Genomic DNA, 25,306 nt, shown 5'->3' on the forward strand with positions numbered 1-25,306 from the left:
TTGGTCGGTGGCGTGGCTCTGGGAGACTCTGTGATCGTGGACGCGCTCTCGGTACGGGGACTCAGTCGCAACTTCGGCAACCTGGTCGTGCTCGACGAGGTGACCTTCACGCTCCCGGCGGGCCGGATCGCTGTGGTGCTGGGCCCGAATGGCAGCGGCAAGACGACTCTGCTGCGCTGTGTCGTCGGCGCTGACCGGCCCGACGCGGGTGAGGTGCTGGTGCAGGGCCGCCGGGCCGACGAGACCGATCCTCAGGTGCGTGCGCTGGTGGCGGCCGCCCTGGACGACATCGATTTCTTCCCCGACCTGTCGGTGGTCGAGCACCTGGAGTTGGTCGCGTACGCCCACGGGGGTGACGCCGAGCCGGTCGAGGAGGTCCTCGCCGAGTTGGGTCTGGAGCCGGCCCGCGACCAACTGCCGGTGACGCTGTCCAGCGGGCAGCGCCGTCGCCTGGCGCTGGCGTCCTGTTTCGTCCGGCCCCGCCGGGTGCTGATCCTGGACGAGCCCGAGCAGCGGCTGGACGTCCGCGGGCGACAGTGGCTCGCCGACCGACTCCTCCGGGAACGGGCGGCGGGCACGGCCGTGCTGTTGGCCTCGCACGACCCGGAGCTGATCGACGCGGTGGTCGACGAGCGCATCGAGATCGGCAAGTGACCGCGGCACCGGCCACGATCGCCGACACGCCGGTCGGGGTGCCGACCGCCCGGCAGGTGCGAACGCACCTGCGCAAGGCCCGCAGCCGGCACCACGACCATTCCCTCGGTGACGTGCTCGGCGACGCGTACGTCATGGTCCTGTTCGTGGGCATGTACGGCTGGTTCGCGATCAGCGCCAGCCGCGACCTGCTGGACTCCCCCACTGTGGGGCAGGCCGAGCCGGGCGTGCGGTGGTGGCTGGCGGTCGCCGCGCTGCTGGCCGGCGCGGGGCTCGCCTGGCGTGGTCTGCGCGCGCTCGGCCCGCTGCTGGTCACCCCTGCGACGCAGAGTTGGGCGACCAGCGCGCCCATCGACCGGCGGGCCTGGCTGGTGCCGCGTTTCGTCCTGTTACTGCTGGGCGCGGCGGCCGGCACCGCAGCGCTCGCAGTGGCCGTGGCGGCGCTCGGTGGGGTCAGCGAACCGTCCGCCCTGGGCTGGGCGGCGGCGGCCGGCGCGGGGTGGGGGGCGGCTGCGCTGGCGCTCAGCGTCGTCGCTCAGGGCAGCCGGTCGGGGCGACGCTGGTCGACAGTGGTCGGGGCGGCGCCGATGGTGGCGGCCGCCGTGATCACCGTCCTTGTGGTGCTCGTCGGTCGCCTCGGCGACGGGCTGCCCCGGCCGGCGACGACACCGACCGTCGCGTTGTTCGCCGTCGCGGTGCCCCTCGCGGGCGTGGGCATGATCCTCGCGGTACGCGCATTGCCCCGGGTCGACCGGGCCACCCTGACCACCGGCGCGCAGTTCGCCAACGCCGCCGCCACGGCCACGATCCTGCTGGATCCGAGCCTGCTCGCCGGCCTGGTGGAGAGCCGCCGCTGGCGCCGGATCGGCCGGGTTCGCAGCCGCCGGTTCCGACCCGGCCCCGGCTGGTGGGCGCTGCTCCAGGCCGACGTACGCCGGTTGCGCCGTCATCCGAGCGCCGTGCTGATCTGGGCGGCGCTGATCGGGGTGCAGTACGCTGCCGCGCTCGCCCTGCCCGGGTTGGCCGGGGCCGCGCAGGTGGTGTTCGCGTACCTCGCCGCCAACCGGCTGACCGGCGGTCTGCGGTCGGTCAGCCGCTCACCCGGGCTGCGCCGGGCGCTCGGCGGCAGTGACAACCTGTTGCGCGGGATCCACGTGGTGGTGCCGGCTGTCGGCGCGGGCGTGTGGTGGTTGCTGACCCTGCCGACCGTCGACCCGGGGCCGGCCTGGCTGGCGCCGACGCTGGCGCTGGGGGTGGTGGCCGCCGCGTTCCGGGCCGGCACCCGCCCGCCGATCGACTACGGCGGCGCGACGGTCAACACACCGTTCGGGATGATCCCGGTCGATCTGATGCGTCAGGGGTCACGGGGGCCGGCGCTGCTCGCCATACTGGTCCTCGTCCAGCTGTTCCTGGGCTGAGCCGGCTCATCCGCCCGGTCGGCCCGGGGGCCTGATCACGGCACCAGACCCGGCGGTGTGTTCGGAGCGCTGTCGTTTCCGTCCAAGACAGCGCCGCGACCGCGATCTAGCGTGGACCCGGCAGCCCGCTCCGAACATGAGGAGACACACAATGCGCGACCTGGTCTATACCGGTTTCATGTCGCTTGACGGCGTCGTGGACTCGCCCGGCGGCGGGCCGGGTGAGGAGCACCGCAGCGGCGGTTGGGTGTTCAAGGACCTCGAGTTCGTCCCGGAGGCCTGGTCGCTGAAGGGCGAGGAACTCGCTGACACGACGGCGTTGATGTTCGGCCGTCGCAGCTACGAGGCGTTCGCGCCGGTCTGGCCCGGTTCGGAGGACCACGCCGACTACAAGGAGCTGCCCAAGTACGTGGTGTCGAGCACGCTGTCCGACGACGCGCTCGTCGACGGTGGGGGCCGACGACGATCCTGCGCTCGACCGGGGACGTCGCCGCGCTCAAGCAGGGCGAGGGCGGGGCGATCTTCATCCACGGGAGCGCGGAGCTGGCCCGGCGGCTGTCCGATGAGGGGCTGATCGACCAGTACAACCTGCTCGTCTTCCCCGTGCTGCTCGGTGCCGGCAAGAGCCTGTTCGGCCGGGCCGACCGCGACAAGCACATGCTGACGCTGCGGGAGTCGGAGAGCTACAAGAACGGGATCCTCAAGGTGGTCTACGACGTCAAGCGCTGATCCAGGGCGAGTGCGATGGCGCCGCCGGTGCCCTCGCGTAGCTGCCGGACGGTGCGTCCGAGGTAGCAGCGCAGTGCCCGGGCCAGGTGCGGCTCGTCGAAGTAGTCGAGCTTGGCGACCACGTCGGCGGCCGCGTCGCCGGTGGCCAGCAGCTCCGCCGCCGCGCGGGCCCGCTCGATCTGCCGGACCGCGCCGCGCGTCAGCCCGGTCGCGGCGCGGAACCGGCGTTCGACCGTACGCGCCGAGACGGCCGGACGGTGGCCCCGCAGCAGCTCGGCGACGAGCAGGTCACGGACCACGGTCCCGGCCCGGACGAGGCTGTCGACCAGGGCCTCGGCGTCGTCGGGGCCGGGCGTCTCCCAGCGCGTGCCGTCCAGCCGGAACGTCCGGCGCGTGGTGTCGGGAAGCTCGATGCCACCGTCGACCAGCGTCGCCGTGGCCACGGCCCGCAGCGAGGTGCCCACGGCGAACTCGATGCCGGTGAAAGTCGCGCCCTCCGGCACCGGCGCCGCGCCGGTCCGGGTCTCGGGACCGGTGATGCTCGCGTACGTCCGGCCAGCCTGCTCCCAGAACACCAGGCCCCAACGCACCCCTGCCACGGACGTCATCGTGGTGACCTGCTCGCTCGTGCAGGTCCACACGGTGTCGACCCATGGCGATTCGGACCCGCGCGTCTCGAACCGCAGTCCCACGGGCGAAGGATACGCCGGCGAGCACGGTGGACCGGAACAAGCTCTAGCCGGAGCCGAGTGCGGCGGCGACAGCGGCGACGCCGTCCTCGATCTCGGTGGGCGTACGGGCCGCGTAGCCGAGCACGAGGCCGGGCCGGTACGGCCGCTGGCAGTGCCAGGACAGCGGTTGCACCTTCACCCCGCGCGCCAGCGTCGCCGCCGCCAGCTCGGTGTCGACCACTGTGTCGTCCAGCGTGATCATCAGATGCAGGCCGGCGGCGGCGCCGTGCACCGTCGCCGACGGCAACGCGCGGGCCAGCGCGGTGATCATGGCGTCCCGCCGGCGGATGTGTCGCCGGCGCAGCAGCCGCAGATGCCGCTCGAAGGCACCGGAGGTCATCAACTCCGCCAGCACCAGTTGCGGTAGCACGGCGTTGCCCAGGTCGGCGTTGCGCTTGGCGGCCACCACGGCCTCGCGCAGCCGCGCCGGCACGAGCAGCCAGCCGACCCGCAGCGCGGGGGCGAGCAGTTTGGAGACGCTGCCGGCGTAGCAGACCTGCTCGGGCAGCAGACCACGCAGCGCCGGCACCGGAGAGCGGTCGTAGCGGTGCTCGGCGTCGTAGTCGTCCTCGATGATCAGACCGCCGGCCCGCGCCCAGGCGACGAGTTGGCGCCGGCGGTCACCGTCGAGCACCACGCCGGTCGGGAACTGGTGCGCGGGGGTGAGCATCACGGCCGGTACGCCGCTGGCGGTCAGCTCGTCGATTCGCAGCCCGGCGTCGTCGACGCTGATCGGCGGGGTGTCCATCCGCCAGTTGTTCAGGTGCTGGCGCACCCCGAGCGAGCCCGGGTCCTCGACGGCCACCCGGTCGACGCCGGCAGCGGTGAGCGCCTGGGCGAGCAGCCCGAGCGCCTGGGAGACGCCGGCCACGATGACCACCTCGGCGGGGTCGACGCTGATGCCACGGTTACGGGCCAGCCAGGCGGCGACGGCCTGTCGCAGCTCGGGCGTGCCACAGGGGTCGCCGTAGCCGAGGTCGGCCGCGGCGAGGCGGCGCAGCACGCTCCGTTCGGCGCGCAGCCAGTCCGTGCGGGGAAAGGCGGCCAAATCGGGTACGCCGGGCGTCAGGTCGATGGTCGCGTGCGCCGCGCGTACCGCGTCGAAGATGTCGGTGCCCGGTGCCGGCGGGAAGGTCGTGACCGGTGCCGGCGCGGCGGCCGGGGTGGGCGTGGACGCGGCCGGCGCGGCGACGACGACCGTGCCGGCCCGGCCCCGACCGGCGATGTGCCCCTCCTCGGTCAGGCGCTGGTACGCCTCGGTGACCACGCCCCGGGAGACACCGAGGTCGGCGGCGAGCACCCGGGTCGGGGGCAGCCGGTCACCGACCGGTACCAGTCCTTCGGCGATGGCCTGCCGCAGCCGGTCGGTCAGCCAGGCGGCGCGCCCGCCCGGCGGCGCGTCGGTGATGGTCAGGTGCAGGAAGTCGGACCCGGCCGATATGGACCTCTCGGATGCAGTCACTTTGGCTCTGCCCACCGGACCATTGTGGCAGCAGAGTGAGCAGGAGCCAGACCTGCCAACTCCGTCGGAGGACGATAGTGACCATCCCGTTCCTGATCACCACGCTGATCGTGGTGGTCACCCCCGGCACCGGGGTGATCTTCACGCTCTCCGCCGGCCTGTCGCGGGGTGCGCGGGCCGGGGTGCTGGCCGCATTCGCCTGCACGCTGGGGACGTTGCCGCATCTGCTCGCCGCGATGACCGGGCTGGCCGCGCTGATGCAGACCAGCGCCGTGGCGTTCGAGACCGTCCGCTACCTCGGCGTCGGCTATCTGCTCTACCTGGCCTGGTCCATGGCGCGGGACCGCGAGGCCTTCGCGGTGACCACCGACGCCCCACCCCGCTCGGCGATCCGGGTGATCGTCTCCGGGGTGCTGGTCAACCTGCTCAACCCGAAGCCGACGATGTTCTTCGTCGCGTTCCTGCCGCAGTTCGTGGACACCACGGCACCGGGCTCGACCCGGGCGATGCTCGGCTGCGGCGCGGTGTTCATGCTGCTCACCTTCGTGGTGTTCAGCGGCTACGGCATCTTCGCGGCCCGGGTACGCGACCGGGTGCTGACCCGACCCCGGGTCACCGACTGGCTGCGCCGATCCGCCGCCGGCACGTTCGTCGCGCTCGGCGTGACCCTCGCCCTCACCGAACGATAGGACCACAGTGCAGTTCGAACATTCTCCGCGGCTTCGCGACGCGTACCCAGACCTGGTCGCCGGTGTGGTGCAGGCCGCCGGGATCACCGCCACCGCCGATGTGGCGGCACGCACGGCCGCTCATCTCGCCGAGGCGCGGCGGCGGTTGGCCGGCGGGGCCGAGAGCGGGTTCCCGGAGATCCAGGCGTGGCGGCGGGCATACGCGGCGATGGGGCTGCGGCCCACCAGGTACCGGTGCGCCGCCGAGGCGCTGCTGCGTCGGCTGCGCCTGGACGGCGAACTGCCCCGGGTGCACCCGCTCGTCGACCTCTGCAACGCCATCTCGGCCGCGTACGCCATCCCGGTCGCGGCGCTCGACCTGGACCGGGTCGACGGCGACCTGGTGGTCCGGCCCGCACACGGCGACGAGGCGTACCTGAGTTTCGCGGGCGACACCGAGCATCCCGAGCCGGACGAGGTGACCTTCGTCGACTCCGCCGGGCGGGCACACGCCCGACGGTGGACGAACCGGCAGAGCGGCTGGTCGGCCGTGCGGGCGGACACCTCGTCGGTGCTGATCGTCGCCGAGGCGCTGCACCCGGGTGGCGGGCCGGCCGTGACCCGACTGGTCGCCGACCTCGTGACGGACCTGACCGAGGGGTGGTCCGCTCCGACGGCCGCCGCGGTGCTCACCGCCGCCGCGCCCCGTTTCCGCACCCCGACGACGGATGACGACCGGAGTCAGGCGGTGTCGCCGGGCAGCAGCTGACGGTAGCCGGGGATCGTCTCGGCGAACCAACCCGCGACACTGGCCAGACCGCGGTCGTTGAGCTGCGCGTCGTGGATCGGGTACGCCGCCGCCGCGCCCACGACGCCGGCGAACCGGATCGCCTCGTCGAGGCGCAGCCAGGACCCCTGGGCCGGGACGAGCAGGGTGCGCACCGGCTCGTCCGGCACGTACAGGGCGTCGCCCGGGTGGTAGAGCTCGCCGCCGATCAGGTAGCCGAGGTTCGGGCAGTCGGGCTGCCCCTCGTGGATCGCGGCGTGCCGGCCACCGTGCGCGCTGACGGGGATGCCGGCCGCCGTGAACCGCTCGCCCGCACGCACCCGGGTCACCGTCAGCGGGGCGAGATCCGGCAGGCGGGCACCCTCCGGCGCGTACACGGGGACACCGAGACCGGCGAGCCGCAACACGTCTATGTGGTCGGTGTGCTCGTGGGTGACCAGGACGGCGTCCGCGCCGACCAGCGCCCGCGGCTCACTCCACGTCCCCGGGTCGACGACCAGCACCCCACCGTCGTGCTCGACGCGGACACAGGCGTGCGTGAATCGGGTGATCCGCATCAGGCGACGGTACGCCGGCGGCAGATGGGTCGTGGTCCTCGTGGCGGTTGGGCCGGCCCTGCCGGGGTAGTGCGGCAACATGCCACAGCGATACGAGAACTACCCCAGGATCGCCGTCGTCACCGGTGCGGACTCCGGCATCGGCAAGGCCTGCGCGGTGGCGCTGGCCGAGGCCGGCTTCGAGATCGGCATCACCTGGTACGGCGACCCCGACGGCGCGGAGCGGACCGCCACCGAGGTCCGCGCGACCGGGCGGCACTGCGAGGCCGCCGAAGTGGACCTGACCCGACTGCCGGACGCGGCGGCGGTGGTGGACGAGTTGGCCGACCGGCTGGGCGGCATCGGTGTGCTGGTCAACAACGCCGGCATCGGGGCCTCGACGCCGTTCGTCGACACCGGGTGGGAGCAGTGGCGCGAGGTGCTCGCCGTCGACCTGGACGCGCCGTTCCTGTGTGCCCAGCGGGCCGCGAGACGGATGCGGGCCACCGGCGCCGGCGGACGGATCATCAACATCACCAGCGTGCACGAGCACGCGCCCCGGGTGGGCTCCGCCGCGTACTGCGCCGCCAAGGGTGGGCTCGGGCTGCTGACCCGGGTGATGGCCCAGGAGTTGGCCCCAGACGGGATCACCGTCAACGCCGTCGCCCCGGGCGAGATCGCCACGCCGATGACCGGTCAGGAGGATGTCGACCCGTTCACCCAGGAACGGCCCGGAGTGCCGGTGGGGCGGCCCGGCGACGCCCGGGAGGTGGCCGCCGTGGTCGCGTTGCTCGCCTCCCCCGCCGCCAGCTACGTCACCGGCGCGTCCTGGCCGGTCGACGGGGGCATGTTGCTGATGGGTCCCCAGGCCACGGCGTTGACGAACGATGACTGGCGATCGGTCTGAGCGGCGCTGGCGGGCGCCGTCAGCGCATCGGCGCGACCGAAGCCCGGACGATGTACGCGAACCGCACACCGAACGCCACCACCGCGACCAGCGCGCGGGACGTCTGCAACGCGTAGTGCTCGGTGGTCAGAACGGTGAGAAGCGCCTGCTCCCGTTCGCCCTCGCCCACCCCGCGACCCTCCGTGGTCGCACGACTCCGTTACCGTCACCCTATGAGCGGTGGAGCGGGTCCGAGCGGCGAACCAGCCGCCCGGAGAACGGGACAGCGCCCAGCAAAGCGGGCACGTATCCTCCGAACTCCGGTGATCAGCAAGCGGCGGTGGGGCCGACCGACGGCGGAAGGGGACCGGATGCCCGGGTGGGCTGGTCGGGGCGGGCGGCAACGACGGGCCTTCGTCGTCGGTGGGGCACTCTTCGCGATCGCCGTCGTCATGTTGCTGGCCGCCTGGCGCAGCACCGGTTTCCTCAGCGACCTGCTGCTCAACCTCGGGGCCAGCGTGGTCCTCGCGGCCATCTCGTACGTCATCTTCGACCCGTTGTTCGAGGAGGCCCGCCGGGCGCGGGTGCAGGAGCACCTCAGCTTCGACCAGCAGGCGTTCGTGACACGGCTGCACCGCTCCGGGCGTCGGGTGCGCATCCTCGACACCTGGACGATCCTGCTGGAGCAACGGCACCGGGAGGACACCCTGAGCGCGGTGCGAGCGGCGCTGGCCAACGGCGCCCAGGTGCAGTTGCTCCTGCTCGACCCCGACTGCACCGCCGCCCAGCAACGCTCCGAGGAGCTGGAACGGCAACGGGTGGACGTGCCCCGGCAGATCCGCACCAACCTGCGCCACCTGGCCGCGTTCGCCGAGGCGCTCGACCCGCGGCTGCGCCACCGCCTACAGGTCCGGCTCTACGACGCGTCCCCGTCGATCCAGCTCTACCAGTGGGACGGGCGGGCGCTGATCTCGTTCTTCCCGATCGGGAAGTTGTCGTTCAACGTGCCGCAGCTCGAGGTGGACATGGACAGCCCGTGGGGCGGGTTCGTGCACGCCCGGTTCGAGGAGCTGTGGGAGCACGAGCAGGCCACCCTCGACCTGGAGCGGTACTGGTCGGTCACGGTCACGCTGCGCCACGACGAGTCGGACGTGGTCGAGGTACGCGTGCCGTTCGTGACGGTGGACGGGCAGCACTACGTCGACTGCCGGGGGTTCCGGGTGACCGGGCCGCTGACGGTGCGAGCCGTGCTGCCGCCCCGCGCGCCCGGGGCGGCGCCCGGCGTGTTCGCGCTGGCCGAGCCCACCGACGGAGACCGCACGCCGGTCGCCGTGGTGAAACGGCACTTCGACCAGAAGTACGGGCACGACGACGGCGAGCGGGACGTCCGCCGACTGGTGCCGCCACCGGGCGATGCCCGTACCCCGGCGCCCCGCCCCGCGACGGCCGGTGACACACACGCACGGTGACCCCGGACCGACCCGTGGGTTCGGCACAGGAAACAATGGTGGTCCACCCTGATCGACAGGAGGACCGTCGGCGTGTCGCACCACAGCGCACCGCCGTCCGGGGCGGCGCAGCTGCGCGCCGACTGCGGACGCTGCTTCGGGCTGTGCTGCGTGGTGCCCGCCTTCGCCGCGTCGGCGGACTTCGCCATCGACAAGCCGGCCGGCTCGCCCTGCCCCAACCTACGCCCCGACCACCGCTGCGGCATCCACACCGAGCTGCGGCAGCGCGGCTTTCCCGGCTGCACGGTGTTCGACTGCTTCGGGGCCGGGCAGCAGGTCGCCCAGGTAACCTTCGGCGGGCGGGACTGGCGGGACGCGCCGGAGACGTTACCGGCGATGGCGGAGGCGTTCGCGGTGCTGCGACCGCTGCACGAACTGCTCTGGTACCTCACCGAGGCGGTGGCGCTGCGCCCACCGGCCGACCTGCGCGCCGAGCTGGAACGCGCCCGCGCCGAGACGCTGACGCTCACCGAGGGTGACCCGGCGCAACTTCGCGCGGTGCACATCGCCGACCACCGGAACCGGATCAACCCGCTGCTGTCGCGGGCCAGCGACGCGGCCCGCGCCCCCGGCGGCGCCGACCGGCGGGGCGCGCACCTGCTCGGGGTGGACCTGCGCCGCGTCGACCTCCGCCGGGCCAACCTGCGCGGGGCGCTGCTCATCGGCGCCGACCTGCGCGGAGCGGACCTCGGCCTGGCCGACGTCACCGGCGCGGACCTGCGCGGGGCCGACCTGCGGGGCGCGGACCTGCGGCGAACCCTCTTCCTGCACCAGACCCAACTGGACGCCGCCCGGGGTGACACCCACACGGGGCTACCGCAGACGCTCACCCGGCCGGCACACTGGACGGCGCTGCCGCTCACCCCGGTCCGTCAGCCGGCCCGCTCCCTCGCCCGTCGGGGCCGCCGCCGCTAGGAACGGCCCCGATCCAGTTGGCCGCGGGCCGAGACGGTCGGCTCGGCGGTCACCGCCGGCGGGTCAGGTTTCGGCCCGGACGACGCGGGGTAGCCAGCGCCGACGCGAACCGGCATCGACGGGGGGCACGGCGTGGGCTACCGAAATCGCCAAGGTGAGCAGCCGGGCGACCCGCAGCACAGCGAGGACGAGGCCGGCCAGGCGCCACTGGTGCAGGTCGAGACGGACACCGAGGTCCCCGCACCGGCGGACACCGACGTCCGGCCGGACATCGTGACCGAGCCCGACAACTCGGGCGTCGCCGGTGGCTCGTCGGGCAGCAGCGGCGGCGGGTCGAGCATGCCGGGGCACCCCGACGCGACCCGCTGATCCGGGCTCAGCGGCTCGTCAGCGCGCCCCGAGCCTCGGTCATGCCCTTGTTGGCGAGCCCGTCGGCCCGCTCGTTCTCGGGGTGGCCGTTGTGCCCCTTGACCCACAGCCAGGTGACCTCGTGCCGTTCGCAGGCCGCCTCCAGCCGCTGCCACAGGTCGGCGTTCTTCACCGGCTGCTTCGCGGCGGTCCGCCAACCGTTGCGCTTCCACGACGCCAGCCAACTGGTGATGCCGTTGCGCACGTACGTGCTGTCGGTGTGCAGCTCCACGGTGACCGGCCGGTTCAGGCTCTCCAACGCCTGGATGGCCGCCATCAGCTCCATCCGGTTGTTGGTGGTGGGCGTGGCCTCACCGCCGCACAGCTCCCGCTCGTGATCGCCGTAGCGCAGCAACGCACCCCAACCACCCGGACCGGGGTTGCCACTGCACGCCCCGTCGGTCCAGATCTGCACGCCCCTGCCGGCCGCCGCGTCCACCATGCCCGGCAACCTACCGGGCGCGGACGTCGTCCTCCCCGCTCGGGGGGCCGGCGCGCCGCGCCGTCGGCGCCGAACCCACCACCGCTGGTGGGATGGCCGGCGCGGGCCGGGTGGGGCGCAGCCGGTCGCGGACCCGCTGTACCGCGTCGCCGGCGGTCGCGGCGATCATCGGCACCAGCCGGGTCGAATTCATGATCGCGACCTCCTCGGCCGCAGTGGTGCCACCGTCGAGGAAACGCAGCACCCGCTCGGCCGGGTTGCGGTCGAAGAGCCGGTCGAAGAACTCGGGACCGCCCACCCCGCCCCTGTCCAGCGCCCGCAGCGCCACCGCGTCCATCCAGCGGTGCCGGCTCGGGTACGCCGGCGCGGGCACCGGCGGGCGTCCCGCGGCGAGGGCGCGGGCCACCTGGTCGGCCTGGCGGTACATGGCGGAGAAGGTGAAGCCGGTGGAGGGGCGGGTCGCGCCACCGGCCGTGCCGAGCCGCACCACGCGGGGGGTGGGCCGGGCCGGGAACGGCGCGTCGGTCATCGGGATCACTCCGTTCTCCACCTCGCGCACCCGCAGCCCGGTCGGATCCAGCCCGAGCAGATCCCGGTAGCCGGCCAGCGCCGCGTCGTAGCCTGCGTCGGTGAGCAGGTCCGGCGAGAACTCGGTGTACTCGACCAGGGCGTATCGGTCGCTGACCGGCAGCACGTACCCGAAGGAGACGCCCCGGGGCGGCTGCGGGGTACGGAAGTCCATCAGCACCGCCCGGGTCGGGTCGAACACCGGCCGGTCCGCCTCCAGCCACCACCCCCGGAAGTGCTGCAACCAGGTGGTTCGTCCCGCTCGCGCCGGTGGGCGGGGGCGGGAGTCGAGCACCCAGCCCGCCCGTACGCTGCGCCCGTCGCCGGTGACAACCAGCACCCGGGAGCCGTCGTCGCGCACCGTCTCGGCGGGCGCGACGATCCGGGTGGCGTCGAGGCGCCGTTCGGCGTCGGCAGCCCGGTCGTAGACCGGGCCGGAGCGGAGCATGGCGTACCGCAGCGGGGTGAGGTCCAGGACGCGGCGTCGCGCCGCCGTCGCCACCTCGACCTGCTGCCAGCTCGCGCTGAGCAACGGGTCCAGGTCGCTGTCGGGGTGGCCCCAGAACGCCCAGGTGCGGTCCTGACCGCGTCGGCGCACCGGGTCGACGATGGCGATCCGTAGATCCCGGACGCCGTGCCGGTCCAGTGCGGCGACCAGCAACGACGCCGCACCGCCGCCGCCGAGCAGCGCGAGGTCGACGTCGAGCGGCGCGGAGTCGGTCACCCGCACCACGCTGCCACACGGCCCGGCCCGCACGCGCGCCGCCACCAGAGGAGGGGGCAGCGCTCAGGCCACCGGGGCGGGCGACCCGACCGGTGGCGGGTCGGCGAACGCCTGCGCCACCGCCGCCCGGTTGAAGACCCGCCAGGTCGGGTTGACAGGCAACTTTCTGGTTGCCTATGTTGACAGGCAACCGATTGGTTGCCTGTCCCGGGGAGGGTCGATGGACGACGCGTTTCGGGCACTGGCCGACCCCAGCCGGCGTCGACTGCTGGACCGGCTCAACGAGCGCAACGGCCAGACCCTGCGGGAGCTGTGCGACGGGCTGGCCGGCACCCGACAGGCCGTCAGCAAGCACCTCACGGTGCTGGAGGCGGCCGATCTCGTCACGACCGTGCGGCGCGGCCGGGAGAAGCTGCACTACCTCAACGCCGCCCCGATCAACGCCATCGCCGACCGGTGGCTCAGCCGCTACGACCGCGAGCGCGCTGCCACCCTGGCCGACCTGACCACCGCATTGGAGCGACAACCCATGGAGAGTCCGACCTTCGTCTACACCACCTACGTCACCACCACCGCGCGGCGACTGTGGTCCGCGCTCACCGAACAGGCGTTCACCCGTCGCTACTGGGGTGGAGTCGCGCTGGTTTCGGACTGGCAGGTCGGGTCACCCGTGCTGTGGCAGGACGCGCCGGACGGCGAGCCGCGCGACCTCGGCCAGCGGGTGCTCGTCGCCGAGCCGTACCGTCGCCTCTCCTACAGCTGGCACGGCTTCCAGGCCGAGCACGCCGCGCACTTCGGCTGGTCCGCCGAGGAGCTGGCCGCCCGGCTCGGTGAGCGCCGGTCGAAGGTGACCTTCGAGATCGAGCCGCACAGCGGGTCGACCGTCCGGCTGACCGTCATCCACGAGGACTTCTCCCCCGACAGCGAGATGCACCGGGCGATCAGCGGCCAACTCGACGGCAGCGGCGGCTGGCCGGAGCTGCTGGCCAGCCTCAAGACCCTCCTGGAGACCGGCGAGCCGATGCCCGACCCGACCCCGAACCAGGCTCGCTGACCCGAGCGCGCATCCGACGCGCGGCCGGCGGCGGATCGTGCCGCCCGGGCGGTGCATTTCCGCCGTCTTCGGCAATACCTCGCCATCGACCCAGCGACGACAGCCCGACCGGATGGACATCGATCGGAGCACCGGTGCCGGTCGGGCCGTCCGGGCCTTTCCGCAGCTCTCCCCGCCTTCGGGTGGACACGTGACGGCAACGAGGATTTCTCATTTTCACCTGATCGAGGACCCAACCCACCTAGTGTTGGGCACACCGGTGCTAGTCACGGAGTTGGCCACCCGAACGACGTCCCACGCAGTCAGCGGACGAAAAGTGAGGGAAGACGCGTATGAAGGTCTCAACAGCACTCTGCTCGGCGGCGCTCGGCGTGGGCCTCGGCACGCTCCTGCTGCCGGGCGCCGCACTGGCCGACACCACTGTGTCACCGGCCACCACTCCGGTCGGTGGGACCGTCGTGCTCACCGCGACGACCTGCAACCCGAAGTCGGGTGACGCCCTCTTCCGGGTCACCGGCCCCAACCGCGACCAGAACGTCCGATCCACCACGGCCGCCGCCGGCGGCGGACTGAGCGCCGAGCTCTTCACCGCCGGGTTCACCCTGGGCACGTACACGGTGGCGGCGACCTGCGGCGACGGCAGCTCGGCCGGCACCGCCACCTTCGCCGTCACCCCGATCGGCGGCGCGCCGGCCGGCTCCGGCGGCGACAACCGTGACACCGGCGCTCTCGCCGCCGGCGGCACGCTGCTCGGCACCGCCCTCGCCGGCGCGGTGATCCTGATCCGCCGGCGCCGTCCGGTGTCCACTGTCGCCTGATCGGCGACCGTTCCATCCCTGAGACGGGTGCCCGCGCCGGTGACACCGGTGCGGGCACCCCGACGATCCGGCACGGAGGTGCACACGTGTGGTGGCGGCGGACCCTACCGGCAGTGGTCGCCCTGCTCGGCGTGACCGGGCTCGGGCTGATCACCGTCGGCCTCACCGCCGACCCGGCGCGGCCACCACGACCGTCGGCCGACGCGCCGACGCGCACCCACCCCGCACCGGACCTGGCCCCGCTGCCACCTGCCGCGCCGGTCCGGGTGCAGATCCCCGCCATCGACGTACGCGCCGACATCGTCCCCGTCGGCGCCGACGCCGCCGGGATGCTGGAGGTGCCGCCGCTGGACCGGCCCACCCTCGCCGGCTGGTACCGGCACGGGGTCAGCCCGGGTGAGACCGGCAACGCCGTCCTGGTGGGACACGTCGACGCACCGTCCGGTCCGGCGGTCTTCTTCGACCTCGGTCGGCTCCGCGCCGGGCAGCAGGTACAGGTCACCCGCGCCGACGCACGGGTCGCCACGTTCACGGTGGACGACGTCCGGGCGTACCCCAAGGAGCACTTCCCCACCACGCTGGTCTACGGCCCGGCGGACGCCGCCGGTCTGCGCCTGATCACCTGCGGCGGCCGGTTCGACGCCGCCACCGGCAACTACGTTGACAACGTCGTCGTCTTCGCCACCCGCACCGCCTGAACCGAGCAGCCCGCCCGGCCACCCGCGCGACTGAGCCCCCGCCCCGCTGTCGGGAGCCGGACCCTGCTCGGCAGAATGCGGTGGCACCATCCCTGATCGGGACGGTGCGCCGGCGACGGGGAGGGCACGCGGTGGATCAGCGACCGGTACGGGACCGGGCCGGTCAAGGCGTACGCGCCCTGGCCCGTCGACTGCTCGGACGGGTCGAGGACGACTCCCCCACCCCCCGTCGGTCCAACCCGGACGCCGTGGTCGACTGCGCCGTCTACGTCAACGGCCGCCGGGAGCCCGGCCAGCCGCACTACGCCGACGCGTACGCCCGGGCACGGCACGGACGCGACGCCTTCGTCTGGCTGGGACTGCACGATCCCGGCCCGGCGGTGCTCGCCGCGGTCGGCCAGACCTTCGGCCTCGACGAGCTGACCGTCGAACAGGCGCTCGCCGACGGGCACCGGCCCACCGTGCAGCGCCACGGGCCGGTCACGCTGCTGGTCCTTCGCACCGCCGGGTACGTGGAGCACGACGAGCTGACCGACACCTCCGAGGTGATCGACACCGGGGACGTCATGGTGCTGCTCGGTGACCGCTTCGCCATCACGGTGCGGCACGGCGCCGCCGGGGCGCTGCGCAGCGTCCGCGCCGACATCGAGCGCCGCCCCACGCTGCTGGCCGCCGGACCGTGGGCGGTGGCGTACGCGGTCTGCGCCCGCATGGTCGACTCCTACCTGGAGGTGGCCGGGCACGTGGAACGGGACCTGGAACGGGTCGAGGAGGCGGTGTTCGCCCGCGAACGCAACGCCGACATCCAGCACATCTACCAGCTCAAACGGGAGGTGGTGGAGTTCAAGCGGGCCGTCCTGCCGTTGCAGGCGCCGATGCGTACGCTGCTCGAACCCGACGGCCCACCGCGCGCGCTGCACCGCTGGTTCGTCGACGTCGACGGCCGGCTGAGCCGGGCGGTGGACCGGGTGGCCGCGTACGACGACCTGCTCACCTCGATCGTCCAGTCGCGCCTGGCGCAGCTTGCCGTCGAGCAGAACAACGACATGCGCAAGATCGCCGCCTGGGCGGCCATCGCGGCCACCCAGACCGGCATCGCCGGCATCTACGGCATGAACTTCAACCACATGCCCGAGCTGGCCTGGCGCTACGGCTACGCCGGGGCCCTCACTCTGATGGCGGCGGCGGCCCTGTTCCTGCACCGGCTGTTCCGCCGCTCCGGCTGGCTGTGAGCCCCCGCCGACGGGCTGCTCAGCGGCGCGCGGAGAGGAAGGCGCGGATGCGGTCGCGGGGTTTGTCGGTCAGCTCGGGGCCGTGGGTGAAGGCCGCGAGGTCGTAATCCAACTCGCCGAGGACGTGCGCGGTCTCCCGGGTCATCTGGAAGTCGCTGCACAGCCACTTCATCGGCCACCGGACGCCGAGCACGTTGAACAACGCGTCCCCGGTGATCAGCAGGCGGGTCGGCTCGTGCAGCAGCGACACATGCCCGGGCGAGTGCCCTGGGGTGTGCACCACCCGCAGGCCACCACCGACGTCGAGCAGGTCCCCGTCGGCCAACGGCTGCGCCACCTCGACCGCCGGAAACCGGCCGCTGTTGAGCCGGGCGAAGAGCCGCCCGCCGGTCACTGTCGGGTCGCTGACCGGCGCGCGACCCGCCTCCGCGTACGGCAGGTCGGCGGCGTGCGCCGCGACCGGGGCGCCGGTGCGGCGGGCCAACTCCGCCGCGCCGCCGGCGTGATCGGGGTGCGCGTGGGTGAGCACGATCCGGATGACGTCCGCCGGCACCTTGCCGATCGCGGCGAGCCCGCGCACGATCCGGGCCGGCGCCTTGGCCAGCCCGCAGTCGACAAGCGTGACGCTGCCGTCGTCGTCGACGAAGGCGTAGGAGTTGACGGCCGCGCGACCCACAGTGGGGATCCGCCAGACGTTCGGGGCCAGTGGTACCGCAGGGGCTCGCGTCATGTCGCGAGTCTAGGAAGGATCGTCAATTGTCGTTGTTCGACCGGCCGGCGGTCCGCCTGAGCTGACGAGGGCTAACCTCGCGCGGGTGATGTGGCAGCGGTACGTGGCGATCGGCGACAGCGAGGGCGGGTGCGGCAGGATGGCGACGTGAGTAAGGGTGCGGGACGTCGGCGGGCGAACGCGACGACGGGACGGGTGTGCCCGTGCGGCTCCGGCCGGGCGTACCCGGACTGCTGCGCCCCGGCGCACGGGGGCGACGCCCCGGCGACGGCCGAGGCCCTGATGCGCTCCCGGTTCAGCGCCTTCGCCCTCGGCGACTCCGGTTACCTGCTGCGCAGCTGGCACTCCTCGACCCGGCCCGCCTCCCTGGAGCTCGACCCGGGGCAGCGGTGGATCCGACTGGAGATCGTGGAGACCGAGCGCGGCGGCCTGCTCGACACCGCCGGCACTGTGACCTTCCACGCCCACTACCGGGACGCCGGCCGGTCCGGCACGTTGACCGAACACAGCCGGTTCATCCGCGAGGACGGCCGGTGGGTCTACCTCGACGGTGACCAACCCTGACGGCAGTTTGGGCGTAGGATGACGTCGGCGTAGTCCTGCGCCGCACCTCCCTCCCGGCGCTCACGCCGCCGGCAACGCGGCGGCAAAGGGGGCCCGGAGCCCTCGGGACGTGGTGCCACATGCCCCACTCCGGCGGGGTCGGCGGGAGCGTGAGTCCCGGTGACCGTGCCGTTGACCGGGAGCATGTGATGACCACCCAGAGATCGTTCAAGGCCCGGGTCCGAGCCCGGATGGAGAAGACCGGCGAGAGTTACACCACCGCCCGCCGGCACCTGATCAGTCGGGCCGCCGAGCCGGCGTCCACCGCCGCCTCCCCGCCGGCACCTACCGAACCGACCGCCACGGCTGCCGCGGCGCAGACCGAGCGGATCGCCGACGACCTGATCCGCGCCCGGACCGGCCGCGGCTGGGCCGAGTGGTTCGCCCTGCTCGACGCCGCGTCCGCCACCGGGTGGACGCACACCCGCATCGCCCGTCACCTGGCCACCGAACACGAGGTGCCCGGCTGGTGGGCACAGACCGTCACCGTCGGGTACGAGCAGGCCCGCGGCCTGCGCGCGTCCGCACCGCCACCGCGCCGCGCAGCTTCCGGGCCGACTGGGCCGGTGGCCCCACCCGGGTCGTCGTCGGCATCGACGCTGTCGGCGAGTCGAAGGCCCGGGTCAGCGTCCTGCACGAGAAGCTGACCGGGGCCGAGCAGGCCGCGGAACTGAAGGCGTACTGGCGGGACCGGCTCGCCGCACTGAAGGCACTGCTCGAAACGGACGGAGACCACCGATGACCATGACCTTCATCAACCTGCCGGTGCGCGACCTGACCACCGCCACCGAGTTCTACCGCGCGATCGGCTTCACCAGCGACCAGGCCGAGCCGGACGGCGACAGCATGGTGCTCACCGTCTCCGACACCACCCGGCTGGTGCTGCACCTCCGCTCGGGCTTCGAGGCGTACACCGGGGTCGCCACGACGGACACGGCGACCAGCCGGGAGGTCATCGTCGGGCTGTCGGCGTCGAGCCGAGGGCAGGTCGACGAATTGGTCGACCAGGCGGCGGTCGCCGGCGGGGAGTCGCTCGGGCCGGGAATGGCCAACGGGCCGATGTACATGCGCGGCTTCCGGGACCTCGACGGCCACCAGTGGTCGTTCCTCCACATGGCCGGCTGACCGTGCCGCTCGGCGGCGGCCGAAGAAGGCCGCCGCCGGGCCCCGGTCAGTCCGGGCCGCCGGTCACCGCCGCGACGACGTCGGTGGACACGGTCGTCCGGCGCCGGCGGGTCAGCAGCACCAGAGCCACCACGAGGTACGCCCCGGCGGTCAGCGCGAACGCCACCGCGTTGCCGGCCGCCGTGGCGAGCAGACCGTAGCCGGCGTACGTCACGATGATCAGCACGTCGGTGGCCATCCCGGCCAGGGAGGTGACGGTGGCGCGGCTGGTGCCGGTGATCCGGGCCTGGAGCCGCGCGTCGGCCAGCACGGTGGCCAACTGCGCGGCGCCGAAGGCCACCGCGAGCAGCACGAACCCCGCCGGATGCCGGAGCAGGGCACCCGCTGCCAGCGCGACGCCGACCAGCCCCAGCAGCGCGGCGTAGCCTCGGCTGCCCAGCCGCTCCCCCGCCGGCGCGAGCAGCCCGCCGACGGTCACTCCGGCCCAGAGCAGCAGGAGCAGCAGGGGTACGGCCTGCACCGTGACCCCGGTGTCCAGGGCGAGCAGCGGGGTGTACTCGTCCAGAGCACCCCAGTCGGCGGCGACCACGGCCACCAGCAGCACGGCCGCCCGTACCGGCGGACGGGTGCGGACCTGCGACACTCCGGCCCGCAGCGTGTCCCACCACCCCAGGTCACCATCGTCGTCCGGGCTCGCGGGCGGGGCGGTGTCCGGCTCGTCCTGCCGGGATGGTGCGGCGTCCACCGGCCGGGCGGCCATCGCCGGCTCGGCGACCGGAACGCGTACGGCGGCGGGCGCGCGGTGTTCCGGGAACCGGGTGGCGACGATCGCGGCGAGCAGGCAGGCGAGCACGCTGGCCGCGCCGACCACCGGGTACCCGCCGACTGCGAACACCGGGCCGGCGAGCACTCCGGAGACCACCACGCCGAGCACGCCCGCCGTCCGCGCCCGCCCGAGCACCCGGGCGTACCGGCCGACAGCGCCGAGCCGGTCCAGTTCGGTCCAGACCAACGCCTCCAGCGCACCGGAGACCAGTGCGCCACCGGCGCCCCAGAGCAGGAAACCGACAGCGAAGGCCGGGTACGACGGCAGCAGCACCCAGAGCGCGAAACCGGCGGCGGCCACCAGCGGGGCGAGGCACAGCAGCAGCCGGCGGGACAGCACGTCGGCCCAGGCGCCGGAGGGCACCTCGAACAGGATGCCGGCGGCGGACCAGATGACGAAGAGCGACGCGATCTGCCCCACCGACAGCCCGGCGTCGGCGAAGAACACCACGTACAGCGGGTAGAGCAGGACGAGGTCACTGAGGAACGCGTACCCGTACAGGGTCGCCGTCAGCCGACGGACCGCCGGCTCGGGCACGCGCGAAGCGATGGGGGTCATGGGGCCTTCCCGTGGGAGTGGAGACGGACACCGGACGTGCGGTGCCCGTGGTGGCCCACGGGATCGGCCAACGCTGCTGGATCAATGTCGCCAGGTCATGCCCGCGATGCTAGACAACCGGCGCGGCCGCGGCCAGCGCTTTCGGCGTGCCGGGCAGCGCGAACCGTGCCGGGCGAGCGAACCGTGCCGGGCGAGCGAGGCGTGGCGGACAACGAGAGGCGCGGGGCCGGATCAGATCGATCCCGCCCCGCGTCGTACCGCTGGTGTCAGCGCCGGTCGACCGGCGGAATGACAGTGGTGGTCTCACTGTCGTCGCTGGTGCGCTGCCCGGGCACCGCGCGATCGGTGCCGCCCGTTACCACCTGGGTGGCGTCGGGGTCGACGCCGGTGCCCACCGCCTGCGTGACGTCCGAATCGGCCGAGCCGCTGACCACCTGGGTCGTGTCGTCGGTCGCGGAGGGCCGGGCCGGCGTCGTATCGCCGTCGAGGGCACCGCGACCGACCGCCTGGGTGGCGTCGGAGCTGACCGGAAAGTGGACGACCTGGGTGGCCTCCGGGTCGGTGGGCCGGGTCACCACCTGGGTGGCGTCGGCGTCGGCCGGCCGGGGCACCACCTGGGTGGCCTCCGCGCCGCTGGTGGTGGCCGACCGGCGGGCCAGCTCGGCCTCGGCGTCGCGGCGACCGGCCCGGTACGCCTGGGCGTGCTCGGCGATGAGCTGCGACTCCTGCTCGGCGCGGGTCAGCCACGACTCCCAACGACTCTGCATTGGACGGATCAGCCCGCCGCCGACACCGACGACGAGGATGCCGCCGATCGTGGCCAGCACGGCGATCAGCACGGGAGTGGTGACCGCGGTGGCCACGCCGATCTGGTTCAGTGCCGCGATGACGCCGAGGCCGAGGATGAACACCGAGGCGATGGTGGCGAGCACCCGGCCGTACGACAGACCGCCGAGCGCGCCGCTGATGATGTCCTTGACCGCGTTGGCGATGGCGGCGGCGACCACGACGATGACGATCGCGACGAAGGCCCGGGGCAGCCACGAGATCACCGCGCCGAGCAGGTCGGAGATCGGGTTCGGGCCCCAGATGCCGAAGGCGAGCTGGAGGGTGAACAGCAGCACCGCGTAGTAGACGAGTTTCGCGACGATGTCGCTGGCGTCGTACCGGGAGCGGCTCAACGCACGGCGGATGCCGCCGCGTTCGACGGCGCGGTCGAAGCCGACCCGTTCGAGGACCTTCTCCACGATCTTCAGTACGGCCTTGGCGATCAGCCATCCGGCCACCAGGATCGCCAGGAAGGCGACGGCCTTGGGCAGGAAGAGCATCACCGAGCGGAGAGCGTCGCCCACCGCGTCGCTGACGTTGTCACTCATCTGGTCATTCCTTAAGTGGGGCAGCCGGAACGGTCAGCCCCGGACCTACCCCCGACCCGACGCGCGGAAACGCCGACCGGGCAGGGCCGCCCTCATGACCGGGCGTTGGTGAGCGAACAGCACGCGGCCGCGGATGTGGAGTGCCCCGAACCCGCCCTCGCCGTCGAGGATCTGTACGTGGTGATGAGGTGTGCGTGTTGCGGTGTTACCTGTCCTCGGTGCTGGGCTGCGTCGTGCGTGGGGAGTCGAACCCCGCGCTGCCCACCGCGCGCCAAGAAGGGTGCCGGGATTACAGCCCGGCCCTGTGTGTACACGCCTCCACGACGGCTACCTGCTCCACATCGCTGCTGGAGTCACTCAGTCCAGCAGGTCAGCCTCCCAGTTGGTGCGCTGAATCCGCACCTCGAGCTCGCGGAGCTGCCCGGCGAGCCCGTCGGCGCGTTCCCGAAGCTCGGCGACCGGCAACGCGGCGAGCATCTTCAGCTCGGAGCGGAGCTGCCGGGTCAGGTGACCACGCCCGCTACCGGCGGCGGCGTCGGCGGCCGCCGTGACGGCCGCGTGCCGCAGTCGCAGGACGTCCCGCCGGGCCAACGCGTCGGTGAGCGTGCCGAGGTCGTCGACCGGCACCGTGGCGTTGGTCCGGTTGATTCGCCGGATCAGCGTCTCCAGGTTGTCGAGGACCTGGTCCAACTCGGTCAGGAGCACCGCGGCGTCCTCCGGAGGCAGCTCGCCCTCCTGGTACCGGGCGCTGCCGTTGATCCGGGCCCGCAGCTGCTCGACCCGTCGTGCCGCCTCGGCGCGTTCGGTCAGCGCCTCACCAAGTTTCATCTTCCACCCCCGAGTCAGCGGCCAGGTTAGCCGAACGTTGATCTTTTGTCCGACCAGTTTTCCGGCCGCCCGTCAGGGGTGGGCGCCCTCTAGCGCGCGGACGAGTCTTGGCAATATTCTCCGGAGTACGTGCGGCCACTGGAGCTACTTTTCATCCCCCCGCCGTGGGCCGCAGGAGGAGATGCAATGCACGTCGACCATTCCGAAGTGGATCGCCGGACGCTGCTGCGGGCCGGTCTCGGCGCCGCAACGGTCGCCGTCGTCGGGAGCGAACTCGCCTTCCCGGGCGCGGCGCAGGCCGCGCCGGGCACCGACCTGGACTGGATCATCAGCTGTGACGAGTGGGCCGCCCGCCCACCGAAGGACCCGCTGTCGGTGAGCGCCATCGCCACCAACAAGATCATCGTGCACCACATGGCGTTCCCGAACGTCACCGACTACTCCCGCGAGCAGGCGGTCAAGCTGGCCCACGACTGCCAGGACCTGCACATGGACGGCAACGGCTGGTCGGACACCGGCCAGCACTTCACTGTGAGCCGCGGCGGGTACGTGCTGGAGGGCCGCCGGGGCAGCCTGGAGCGTCTGGAAGCCGGCGACCGACAGATGATCTCGGCGCACTGTCCGGGTGAGAACGGCCGGGCCATCGGCATCGAGAACGAGGGCACCTACGTCACCGAGACGCCACCCGAGGCGTTGACCGACTCGCTGGTCAAGCTCTGCGTCGCGATCTGCCGGCAGTACGGGCTGCACGCGCACGACATCTTCGGCCACTGGGACTTCCGCACCACCCAGTGCCCGGGTGCGGCCTTCTATCGGCAGTTCCCCGAGCTACGGCGGCGGGTGCACGCCGCCCTGGGCACCAAGCTCGGTGACGTGCCGGCGCGCCGCTGGCCGGACCTGTGGCGTTTCGTCAACTCCCCCTCGGTCCGGGTGGTGCAGCACCTGCTCGCCTACCGGGGCTACCCGGTGACCGTCAGCGGCACGTTCGACGCCGGCACCGTCGCGGCCGTGCAGGACTGGCAGGCCCGCAACGGCATCGCTGTGGACGTGGACGCCACACTCACCACGCCGACCTGGGAGACGCTGGCGCCGGAGCTGGACCAGCACGCCGCCGGAGCGCCGGTCACGGCCGTGCAGGAAATCCTCGCCACCAAGGGGTACGCGGTCACCGTCACCGGGGCGTACGACCACGCCACCCGGAGGGCGGTGCAGGACCTTCAGGCGCTGCACGGTCTGCCCCGCAACGGCAAGCTCAGCACGAGCACGTGGTGCACGGTCGTCGGCGGATCGGTCCGCGAGTCGTTCCGGCACCGCTGAGCGCGTGGGGGCGGTGCGGGGCGCACCCGCACCGCCACCAGCCCGGCTCACCGGTTTGATCCGCCGCCCGGGCGGAAAGAGTCCCGGGCATGACCTGGGCCCGTCGAGCCGTACCCGCTGTCGCCGCCGCCGTCGCGGCCCTCGCCGCGCGGGACCTGATCCAGCGCGACCACGCGCTGCTGCGCAACTTTCCGGTCCTCGGCCGGGCCCGCTACCTGTTGGAGACGATCGGGCCGGAGCTACGGCAGTACATCGTGGCCGGCAACAACGAGGAGCGGCCGTTCACCCGCGACCAGCGCCGCTGGGTGTACGCGTCGGCCAAGCAGGAGAACAACTACTTCGGTTTCGGCACTGACAACGACATCGAGTACACCGCCGGATACCCGATCATCAAGCACCGCACGTTCGGCCGTGCCGTGCCGCCGTCGTCACCGACCGCCGGACACGACGTGCGGTTGCCCTGCGCGAAGGTGCTCGGCGCGGCACGGAGACGCGCCCGGGCGTTCCGACCGGAGTCTGTCGTCAACATCTCCGGGATGAGCTTCGGCTCGCTCTCCGGCAACGCCATCACCGCGCTCAACAAGGGGGCGGCGCTCGCCGGCTGCCTGCAGAACACCGGCGAGGGCGGCCTGTCGCCATACCACCGCAACGGCGGTGAGCTGGTCTTCCAGCTCGGCACCGCATACTTCGGCTGCCGCGACGAGCACGGCCGGTTCAGTCTCGACCGGCTGAAGGACCTGGTTGCCGGCGCACCGGTGCGGGCACTGGAGATCAAGCTGAGCCAGGGCGCCAAGCCGAGTCTCGGCGGGCTGCTGCCCGGGGCGAAGGTGTCCGCCGAGATCGCCGCCACCCGGGGCATCCCGGCCGGTCAGGACTGCGTCAGCCCGTCCCGGCACGCCGAGTTCTCCGACTGCGACAGCCTGCTCGACTGGGTGGAGTTGCTGGCCGCCGAGACGGGCCTGCCGGTCGGCATCAAGTCGGCGGTCGGTGACCTGGGCTTCTGGCAGGAGTTGGCCACCCTGATGCGGGACACCGGCCGAGGTGTGGACTTCGTGACGATCGACGGCGGCGAGGGCGGCACCGGGGCCGCACCACTGATCTTCACCGATTCGGTGTCGCTCCCGTTCCAGCAGGGCTTCTCCCGGGTGTACAAGATCTTCGCCGAGCACGATCTGCACGAACAGGTGGTCTTCGTCGGCGGTGGCAAGCTCGGCCTGCCGGACAACGGCATCGTGGCGTTCGCGCTCGGCTGCGACATGGTCAACGTCGGGCGGGAGGCGATGCTGGCGATCGGCTGCATCCAGGCGCAGAAGTGCCACACCGACACCTGCCCCACCGGCGTCGCCACCCAGAACACGTGGCTCGCCCGGGGCCTGGACCCGACGTTGAAGTCGGTCCGGGCGGCCAACTACCTGCGGACGCTGCGCCGCGACCTGACCAAGGTCGCCGAGGCCTGCGGCGTCGAACACCCCGGCCTGATCGGCACCGACGCCGTGGAGATCCTGGACGGCCGCACCGGCTCCACCCCACTGCACCAGGTGTACGGCTACCGACCGGAATGGGGACTGCCCTCGCCCGCCGACCAGGCGGAGATCATCCGGCTGATGGTCCCGGAGGCACCACAGGGCGGCAGCGCCCCGCCCTCCGCCACCGCCGTCGGCTGAGATCGCGCCCGGGCTCCCACCTGCTGGCCTCCGACCGGGCCG

The 25,306-nt window shown here is 72.9% G+C and carries 27 protein-coding genes and 1 pseudogene; 18 read left to right on the forward strand and 10 right to left on the reverse strand.

Annotated features, from left to right (window positions below):
* Window positions 1–30: 30 nt before the first annotated feature.
* The 3 genes and pseudogenes from ACIA47_RS30190 (at window position 31) to ACIA47_RS30200 (ending at window position 2,801) form a co-directional block, all read left to right on the forward strand.
* Entirely contained in the window at window positions 31–654 is a 624-nt protein-coding gene (locus tag ACIA47_RS30190; protein WP_203117429.1) for an ABC transporter ATP-binding protein, read from the forward strand.
* A complete protein-coding gene (locus ACIA47_RS30195; RefSeq protein WP_396711656.1) occupies window positions 651–2,072 on the forward strand; it encodes a DUF6297 family protein in 1,422 nt (473 codons plus the stop codon). The genes ACIA47_RS30190 and ACIA47_RS30195 overlap by 4 nt, the downstream gene beginning before the upstream one ends.
* A gap of 151 nt (window positions 2,073–2,223) precedes the next feature.
* Window positions 2,224–2,801, forward strand: a pseudogene (locus tag ACIA47_RS30200) (dihydrofolate reductase family protein).
* On the opposite strand, the gene ACIA47_RS30205 reads toward ACIA47_RS30200, so the two are convergent.
* Window positions 2,783–3,493 (reverse strand): helix-turn-helix domain-containing protein, encoded by a 711-nt coding sequence (locus ACIA47_RS30205; protein ID WP_396711657.1) that lies wholly within the window; start codon window positions 3,491–3,493, stop codon window positions 2,783–2,785. The pseudogene ACIA47_RS30200 and the gene ACIA47_RS30205 sit on opposite strands and share 19 nt — an antisense overlap.
* Window positions 3,494–3,536: 43 nt before the next feature.
* A complete protein-coding gene (locus ACIA47_RS30210) occupies window positions 3,537–4,994 on the reverse strand; it encodes a PLP-dependent aminotransferase family protein (RefSeq protein ID WP_396711658.1) in 1,458 nt (485 codons plus the stop codon).
* A gap of 77 nt (window positions 4,995–5,071) precedes the next feature.
* Here ACIA47_RS30210 and ACIA47_RS30215 point away from each other — a divergent pair, with 77 nt between their 5' ends.
* Together ACIA47_RS30215 and ACIA47_RS30220 are read left to right on the forward strand one after the other, a co-directional pair.
* Complete coding sequence (locus ACIA47_RS30215; protein ID WP_396711659.1) at window positions 5,072–5,683, forward strand: LysE family translocator; 612 nt, start codon at window positions 5,072–5,074, stop codon at window positions 5,681–5,683.
* Window positions 5,684–5,690: 7 nt separating this feature from the next.
* Window positions 5,691–6,431, forward strand: a complete 741-nt coding sequence (locus ACIA47_RS30220) for a B3/4 domain-containing protein (protein WP_396711660.1) — start codon at window positions 5,691–5,693, stop codon at window positions 6,429–6,431.
* On the opposite strand, the gene ACIA47_RS30225 is transcribed toward ACIA47_RS30220, so the two are convergent.
* Entirely contained in the window at window positions 6,404–7,006 is a 603-nt protein-coding gene (locus ACIA47_RS30225; protein ID WP_203117452.1) for an MBL fold metallo-hydrolase, read from the reverse strand. The two genes, ACIA47_RS30220 and ACIA47_RS30225, sit on opposite strands and share 28 nt — an antisense overlap.
* 79 nt (window positions 7,007–7,085) lie before the next feature.
* On the opposite strand from ACIA47_RS30225, the gene ACIA47_RS30230 reads away from it, so the two are divergent.
* The gene (locus ACIA47_RS30230) at window positions 7,086–7,892 is read left to right on the forward strand and encodes an SDR family oxidoreductase (RefSeq protein ID WP_396711661.1); all 807 of its coding nucleotides are present in this window, start codon (window positions 7,086–7,088) and stop codon (window positions 7,890–7,892) included.
* A 19-nt stretch (window positions 7,893–7,911) separates the two neighbouring features.
* Here ACIA47_RS30230 and ACIA47_RS30235 read toward each other — a convergent pair whose 3' ends face one another.
* Window positions 7,912–8,061 (reverse strand): hypothetical protein, encoded by a 150-nt coding sequence (locus ACIA47_RS30235; RefSeq protein ID WP_203117458.1) that lies wholly within the window; start codon window positions 8,059–8,061, stop codon window positions 7,912–7,914.
* 181 nt (window positions 8,062–8,242) lie between these two features.
* Between ACIA47_RS30235 and ACIA47_RS30240 the strand changes: the two genes are divergently transcribed.
* The 3 genes from ACIA47_RS30240 (at window position 8,243) to ACIA47_RS30250 (ending at window position 10,663) form a co-directional block, all read left to right on the forward strand.
* Entirely contained in the window at window positions 8,243–9,340 is a 1,098-nt protein-coding gene (locus ACIA47_RS30240; RefSeq protein WP_396711662.1) for a DUF5919 domain-containing protein, read from the forward strand.
* 72 nt (window positions 9,341–9,412) lie between these two features.
* Window positions 9,413–10,294 carry a pentapeptide repeat-containing protein gene (locus ACIA47_RS30245; protein WP_396711663.1) on the forward strand — a complete coding sequence of 294 codons (882 nt, stop codon included), beginning with the start codon at window positions 9,413–9,415 and terminating at the stop codon, window positions 10,292–10,294.
* Window positions 10,295–10,426: 132 nt separating this feature from the next.
* On the forward strand, window positions 10,427–10,663 hold the full coding sequence (locus tag ACIA47_RS30250; RefSeq protein ID WP_203117470.1) for a preprotein translocase YidC: 237 nt from the start codon (window positions 10,427–10,429) through the stop codon (window positions 10,661–10,663).
* 7 nt (window positions 10,664–10,670) lie between these two features.
* Here ACIA47_RS30250 and rnhA read toward each other — a convergent pair whose 3' ends face one another.
* Together rnhA and ACIA47_RS30260 are read right to left on the reverse strand one after the other, a co-directional pair.
* A complete protein-coding gene (rnhA, locus tag ACIA47_RS30255) occupies window positions 10,671–11,144 on the reverse strand; it encodes a ribonuclease HI (RefSeq protein WP_091406604.1) in 474 nt (157 codons plus the stop codon).
* Between the two features lie 10 nt (window positions 11,145–11,154).
* Complete coding sequence (locus ACIA47_RS30260) at window positions 11,155–12,435, reverse strand: lycopene cyclase family protein (protein ID WP_396711664.1); 1,281 nt, start codon at window positions 12,433–12,435, stop codon at window positions 11,155–11,157.
* Window positions 12,436–12,655: 220 nt separating this feature from the next.
* On the opposite strand from ACIA47_RS30260, the gene ACIA47_RS30265 reads away from it, so the two are divergent.
* From ACIA47_RS30265 to ACIA47_RS30280, 4 genes are all read left to right on the forward strand, one after another.
* A complete protein-coding gene (locus ACIA47_RS30265) occupies window positions 12,656–13,489 on the forward strand; it encodes an ArsR/SmtB family transcription factor (protein ID WP_396711666.1) in 834 nt (277 codons plus the stop codon).
* A 332-nt stretch (window positions 13,490–13,821) separates the two neighbouring features.
* Window positions 13,822–14,307, forward strand: coding sequence for a hypothetical protein (locus tag ACIA47_RS30270; protein ID WP_091406610.1), 486 nt, complete (start codon window positions 13,822–13,824; stop codon window positions 14,305–14,307).
* A 113-nt stretch (window positions 14,308–14,420) separates the two neighbouring features.
* Window positions 14,421–15,005, forward strand: a complete 585-nt coding sequence (locus ACIA47_RS30275; protein WP_396711668.1) for a class F sortase — start codon at window positions 14,421–14,423, stop codon at window positions 15,003–15,005.
* A 131-nt stretch (window positions 15,006–15,136) separates the two neighbouring features.
* The gene (locus ACIA47_RS30280) at window positions 15,137–16,237 is read left to right on the forward strand and encodes a magnesium and cobalt transport protein CorA (protein ID WP_203117488.1); all 1,101 of its coding nucleotides are present in this window, start codon (window positions 15,137–15,139) and stop codon (window positions 16,235–16,237) included.
* Window positions 16,238–16,256: 19 nt separating this feature from the next.
* Here ACIA47_RS30280 and ACIA47_RS30285 read toward each other — a convergent pair whose 3' ends face one another.
* The gene (locus ACIA47_RS30285; protein WP_396711670.1) at window positions 16,257–16,967 is read right to left on the reverse strand and encodes an MBL fold metallo-hydrolase; all 711 of its coding nucleotides are present in this window, start codon (window positions 16,965–16,967) and stop codon (window positions 16,257–16,259) included.
* Between the two features lie 147 nt (window positions 16,968–17,114).
* On the opposite strand from ACIA47_RS30285, the gene ACIA47_RS30290 reads away from it, so the two are divergent.
* From ACIA47_RS30290 to ACIA47_RS30300, 3 genes are all read left to right on the forward strand, one after another.
* Complete coding sequence (locus ACIA47_RS30290; protein ID WP_203117539.1) at window positions 17,115–17,531, forward strand: YchJ family metal-binding protein; 417 nt, start codon at window positions 17,115–17,117, stop codon at window positions 17,529–17,531.
* A gap of 188 nt (window positions 17,532–17,719) precedes the next feature.
* Window positions 17,720–18,217 carry a DUF4287 domain-containing protein gene (locus ACIA47_RS30295; protein WP_203117542.1) on the forward strand — a complete coding sequence of 166 codons (498 nt, stop codon included), beginning with the start codon at window positions 17,720–17,722 and terminating at the stop codon, window positions 18,215–18,217.
* 91 nt (window positions 18,218–18,308) lie between these two features.
* A complete protein-coding gene (locus ACIA47_RS30300; protein WP_203117545.1) occupies window positions 18,309–18,695 on the forward strand; it encodes a VOC family protein in 387 nt (128 codons plus the stop codon).
* Between the two features lie 46 nt (window positions 18,696–18,741).
* Here the strand turns inward: ACIA47_RS30300 and ACIA47_RS30305 are convergent, their stop codons facing one another.
* The 3 genes from ACIA47_RS30305 to ACIA47_RS30315 all read right to left on the reverse strand — a co-directional run bounded on the left by ACIA47_RS30305 (window position 18,742) and on the right by ACIA47_RS30315 (window position 22,283).
* On the reverse strand, window positions 18,742–20,079 hold the full coding sequence (locus ACIA47_RS30305; RefSeq protein WP_396711673.1) for an MFS transporter: 1,338 nt from the start codon (window positions 20,077–20,079) through the stop codon (window positions 18,742–18,744).
* Between the two features lie 266 nt (window positions 20,080–20,345).
* Window positions 20,346–21,455 carry a hypothetical protein gene (locus tag ACIA47_RS30310; RefSeq protein ID WP_396711675.1) on the reverse strand — a complete coding sequence of 370 codons (1,110 nt, stop codon included), beginning with the start codon at window positions 21,453–21,455 and terminating at the stop codon, window positions 20,346–20,348.
* Window positions 21,456–21,812: 357 nt separating this feature from the next.
* Window positions 21,813–22,283: a DIP1984 family protein gene (locus tag ACIA47_RS30315; RefSeq protein WP_203117563.1), complete on the reverse strand. Its 471-nt coding sequence runs from the start codon at window positions 22,281–22,283 to the stop codon at window positions 21,813–21,815.
* Window positions 22,284–22,469: 186 nt separating this feature from the next.
* Between ACIA47_RS30315 and ACIA47_RS30320 the strand changes: the two genes are divergently transcribed.
* Together ACIA47_RS30320 and ACIA47_RS30325 are read left to right on the forward strand one after the other, a co-directional pair.
* A complete protein-coding gene (locus ACIA47_RS30320; protein WP_396711678.1) occupies window positions 22,470–23,600 on the forward strand; it encodes a peptidoglycan-binding protein in 1,131 nt (376 codons plus the stop codon).
* Between the two features lie 89 nt (window positions 23,601–23,689).
* Window positions 23,690–25,264 (forward strand): glutamate synthase-related protein, encoded by a 1,575-nt coding sequence (locus tag ACIA47_RS30325; RefSeq protein ID WP_396711680.1) that lies wholly within the window; start codon window positions 23,690–23,692, stop codon window positions 25,262–25,264.
* The last annotated feature ends 42 nt before the right edge of the window (window positions 25,265–25,306 follow it).

The sequence above is a fragment of the Micromonospora sp. NPDC051227 genome (assembly GCF_044455385.1).
Taxonomy (GTDB): domain Bacteria; phylum Actinomycetota; class Actinomycetes; order Mycobacteriales; family Micromonosporaceae; genus Micromonospora.

Excerpts from the sequence above, each read along its gene's own strand:
- ACIA47_RS30225 (WP_203117452.1), bottom strand. The coding sequence starts at position 7,006 with ATGCGGATCACCCGATTCACGCACGCCTGTGTCCGCGTCGAGCACGAC.
- ACIA47_RS30230 (WP_396711661.1), top strand. The coding sequence starts at position 7,086 with ATGCCACAGCGATACGAGAACTACCCCAGGATCGCCGTCGTCACCGGT.
- ACIA47_RS30240 (WP_396711662.1), top strand. The coding sequence starts at position 8,243 with ATGCCCGGGTGGGCTGGTCGGGGCGGGCGGCAACGACGGGCCTTCGTC.
- rnhA (WP_091406604.1), bottom strand. The coding sequence starts at position 11,144 with ATGGTGGACGCGGCGGCCGGCAGGGGCGTGCAGATCTGGACCGACGGG.
- ACIA47_RS30265 (WP_396711666.1), top strand. The coding sequence starts at position 12,656 with ATGGACGACGCGTTTCGGGCACTGGCCGACCCCAGCCGGCGTCGACTG.
- ACIA47_RS30270 (WP_091406610.1), top strand. The coding sequence starts at position 13,822 with ATGAAGGTCTCAACAGCACTCTGCTCGGCGGCGCTCGGCGTGGGCCTC.
- ACIA47_RS30285 (WP_396711670.1), bottom strand. The coding sequence starts at position 16,967 with ATGACGCGAGCCCCTGCGGTACCACTGGCCCCGAACGTCTGGCGGATC.
- ACIA47_RS30295 (WP_203117542.1), top strand. The coding sequence starts at position 17,720 with ATGACCACCCAGAGATCGTTCAAGGCCCGGGTCCGAGCCCGGATGGAG.
- ACIA47_RS30300 (WP_203117545.1), top strand. The coding sequence starts at position 18,309 with ATGACCATGACCTTCATCAACCTGCCGGTGCGCGACCTGACCACCGCC.
- ACIA47_RS30305 (WP_396711673.1), bottom strand. The coding sequence starts at position 20,079 with ATGACCCCCATCGCTTCGCGCGTGCCCGAGCCGGCGGTCCGTCGGCTG.
- ACIA47_RS30310 (WP_396711675.1), bottom strand. The coding sequence starts at position 21,455 with ATGAGTGACAACGTCAGCGACGCGGTGGGCGACGCTCTCCGCTCGGTG.
- ACIA47_RS30315 (WP_203117563.1), bottom strand. The coding sequence starts at position 22,283 with ATGAAACTTGGTGAGGCGCTGACCGAACGCGCCGAGGCGGCACGACGG.
- ACIA47_RS30320 (WP_396711678.1), top strand. The coding sequence starts at position 22,470 with ATGCACGTCGACCATTCCGAAGTGGATCGCCGGACGCTGCTGCGGGCC.
- ACIA47_RS30325 (WP_396711680.1), top strand. The coding sequence starts at position 23,690 with ATGACCTGGGCCCGTCGAGCCGTACCCGCTGTCGCCGCCGCCGTCGCG.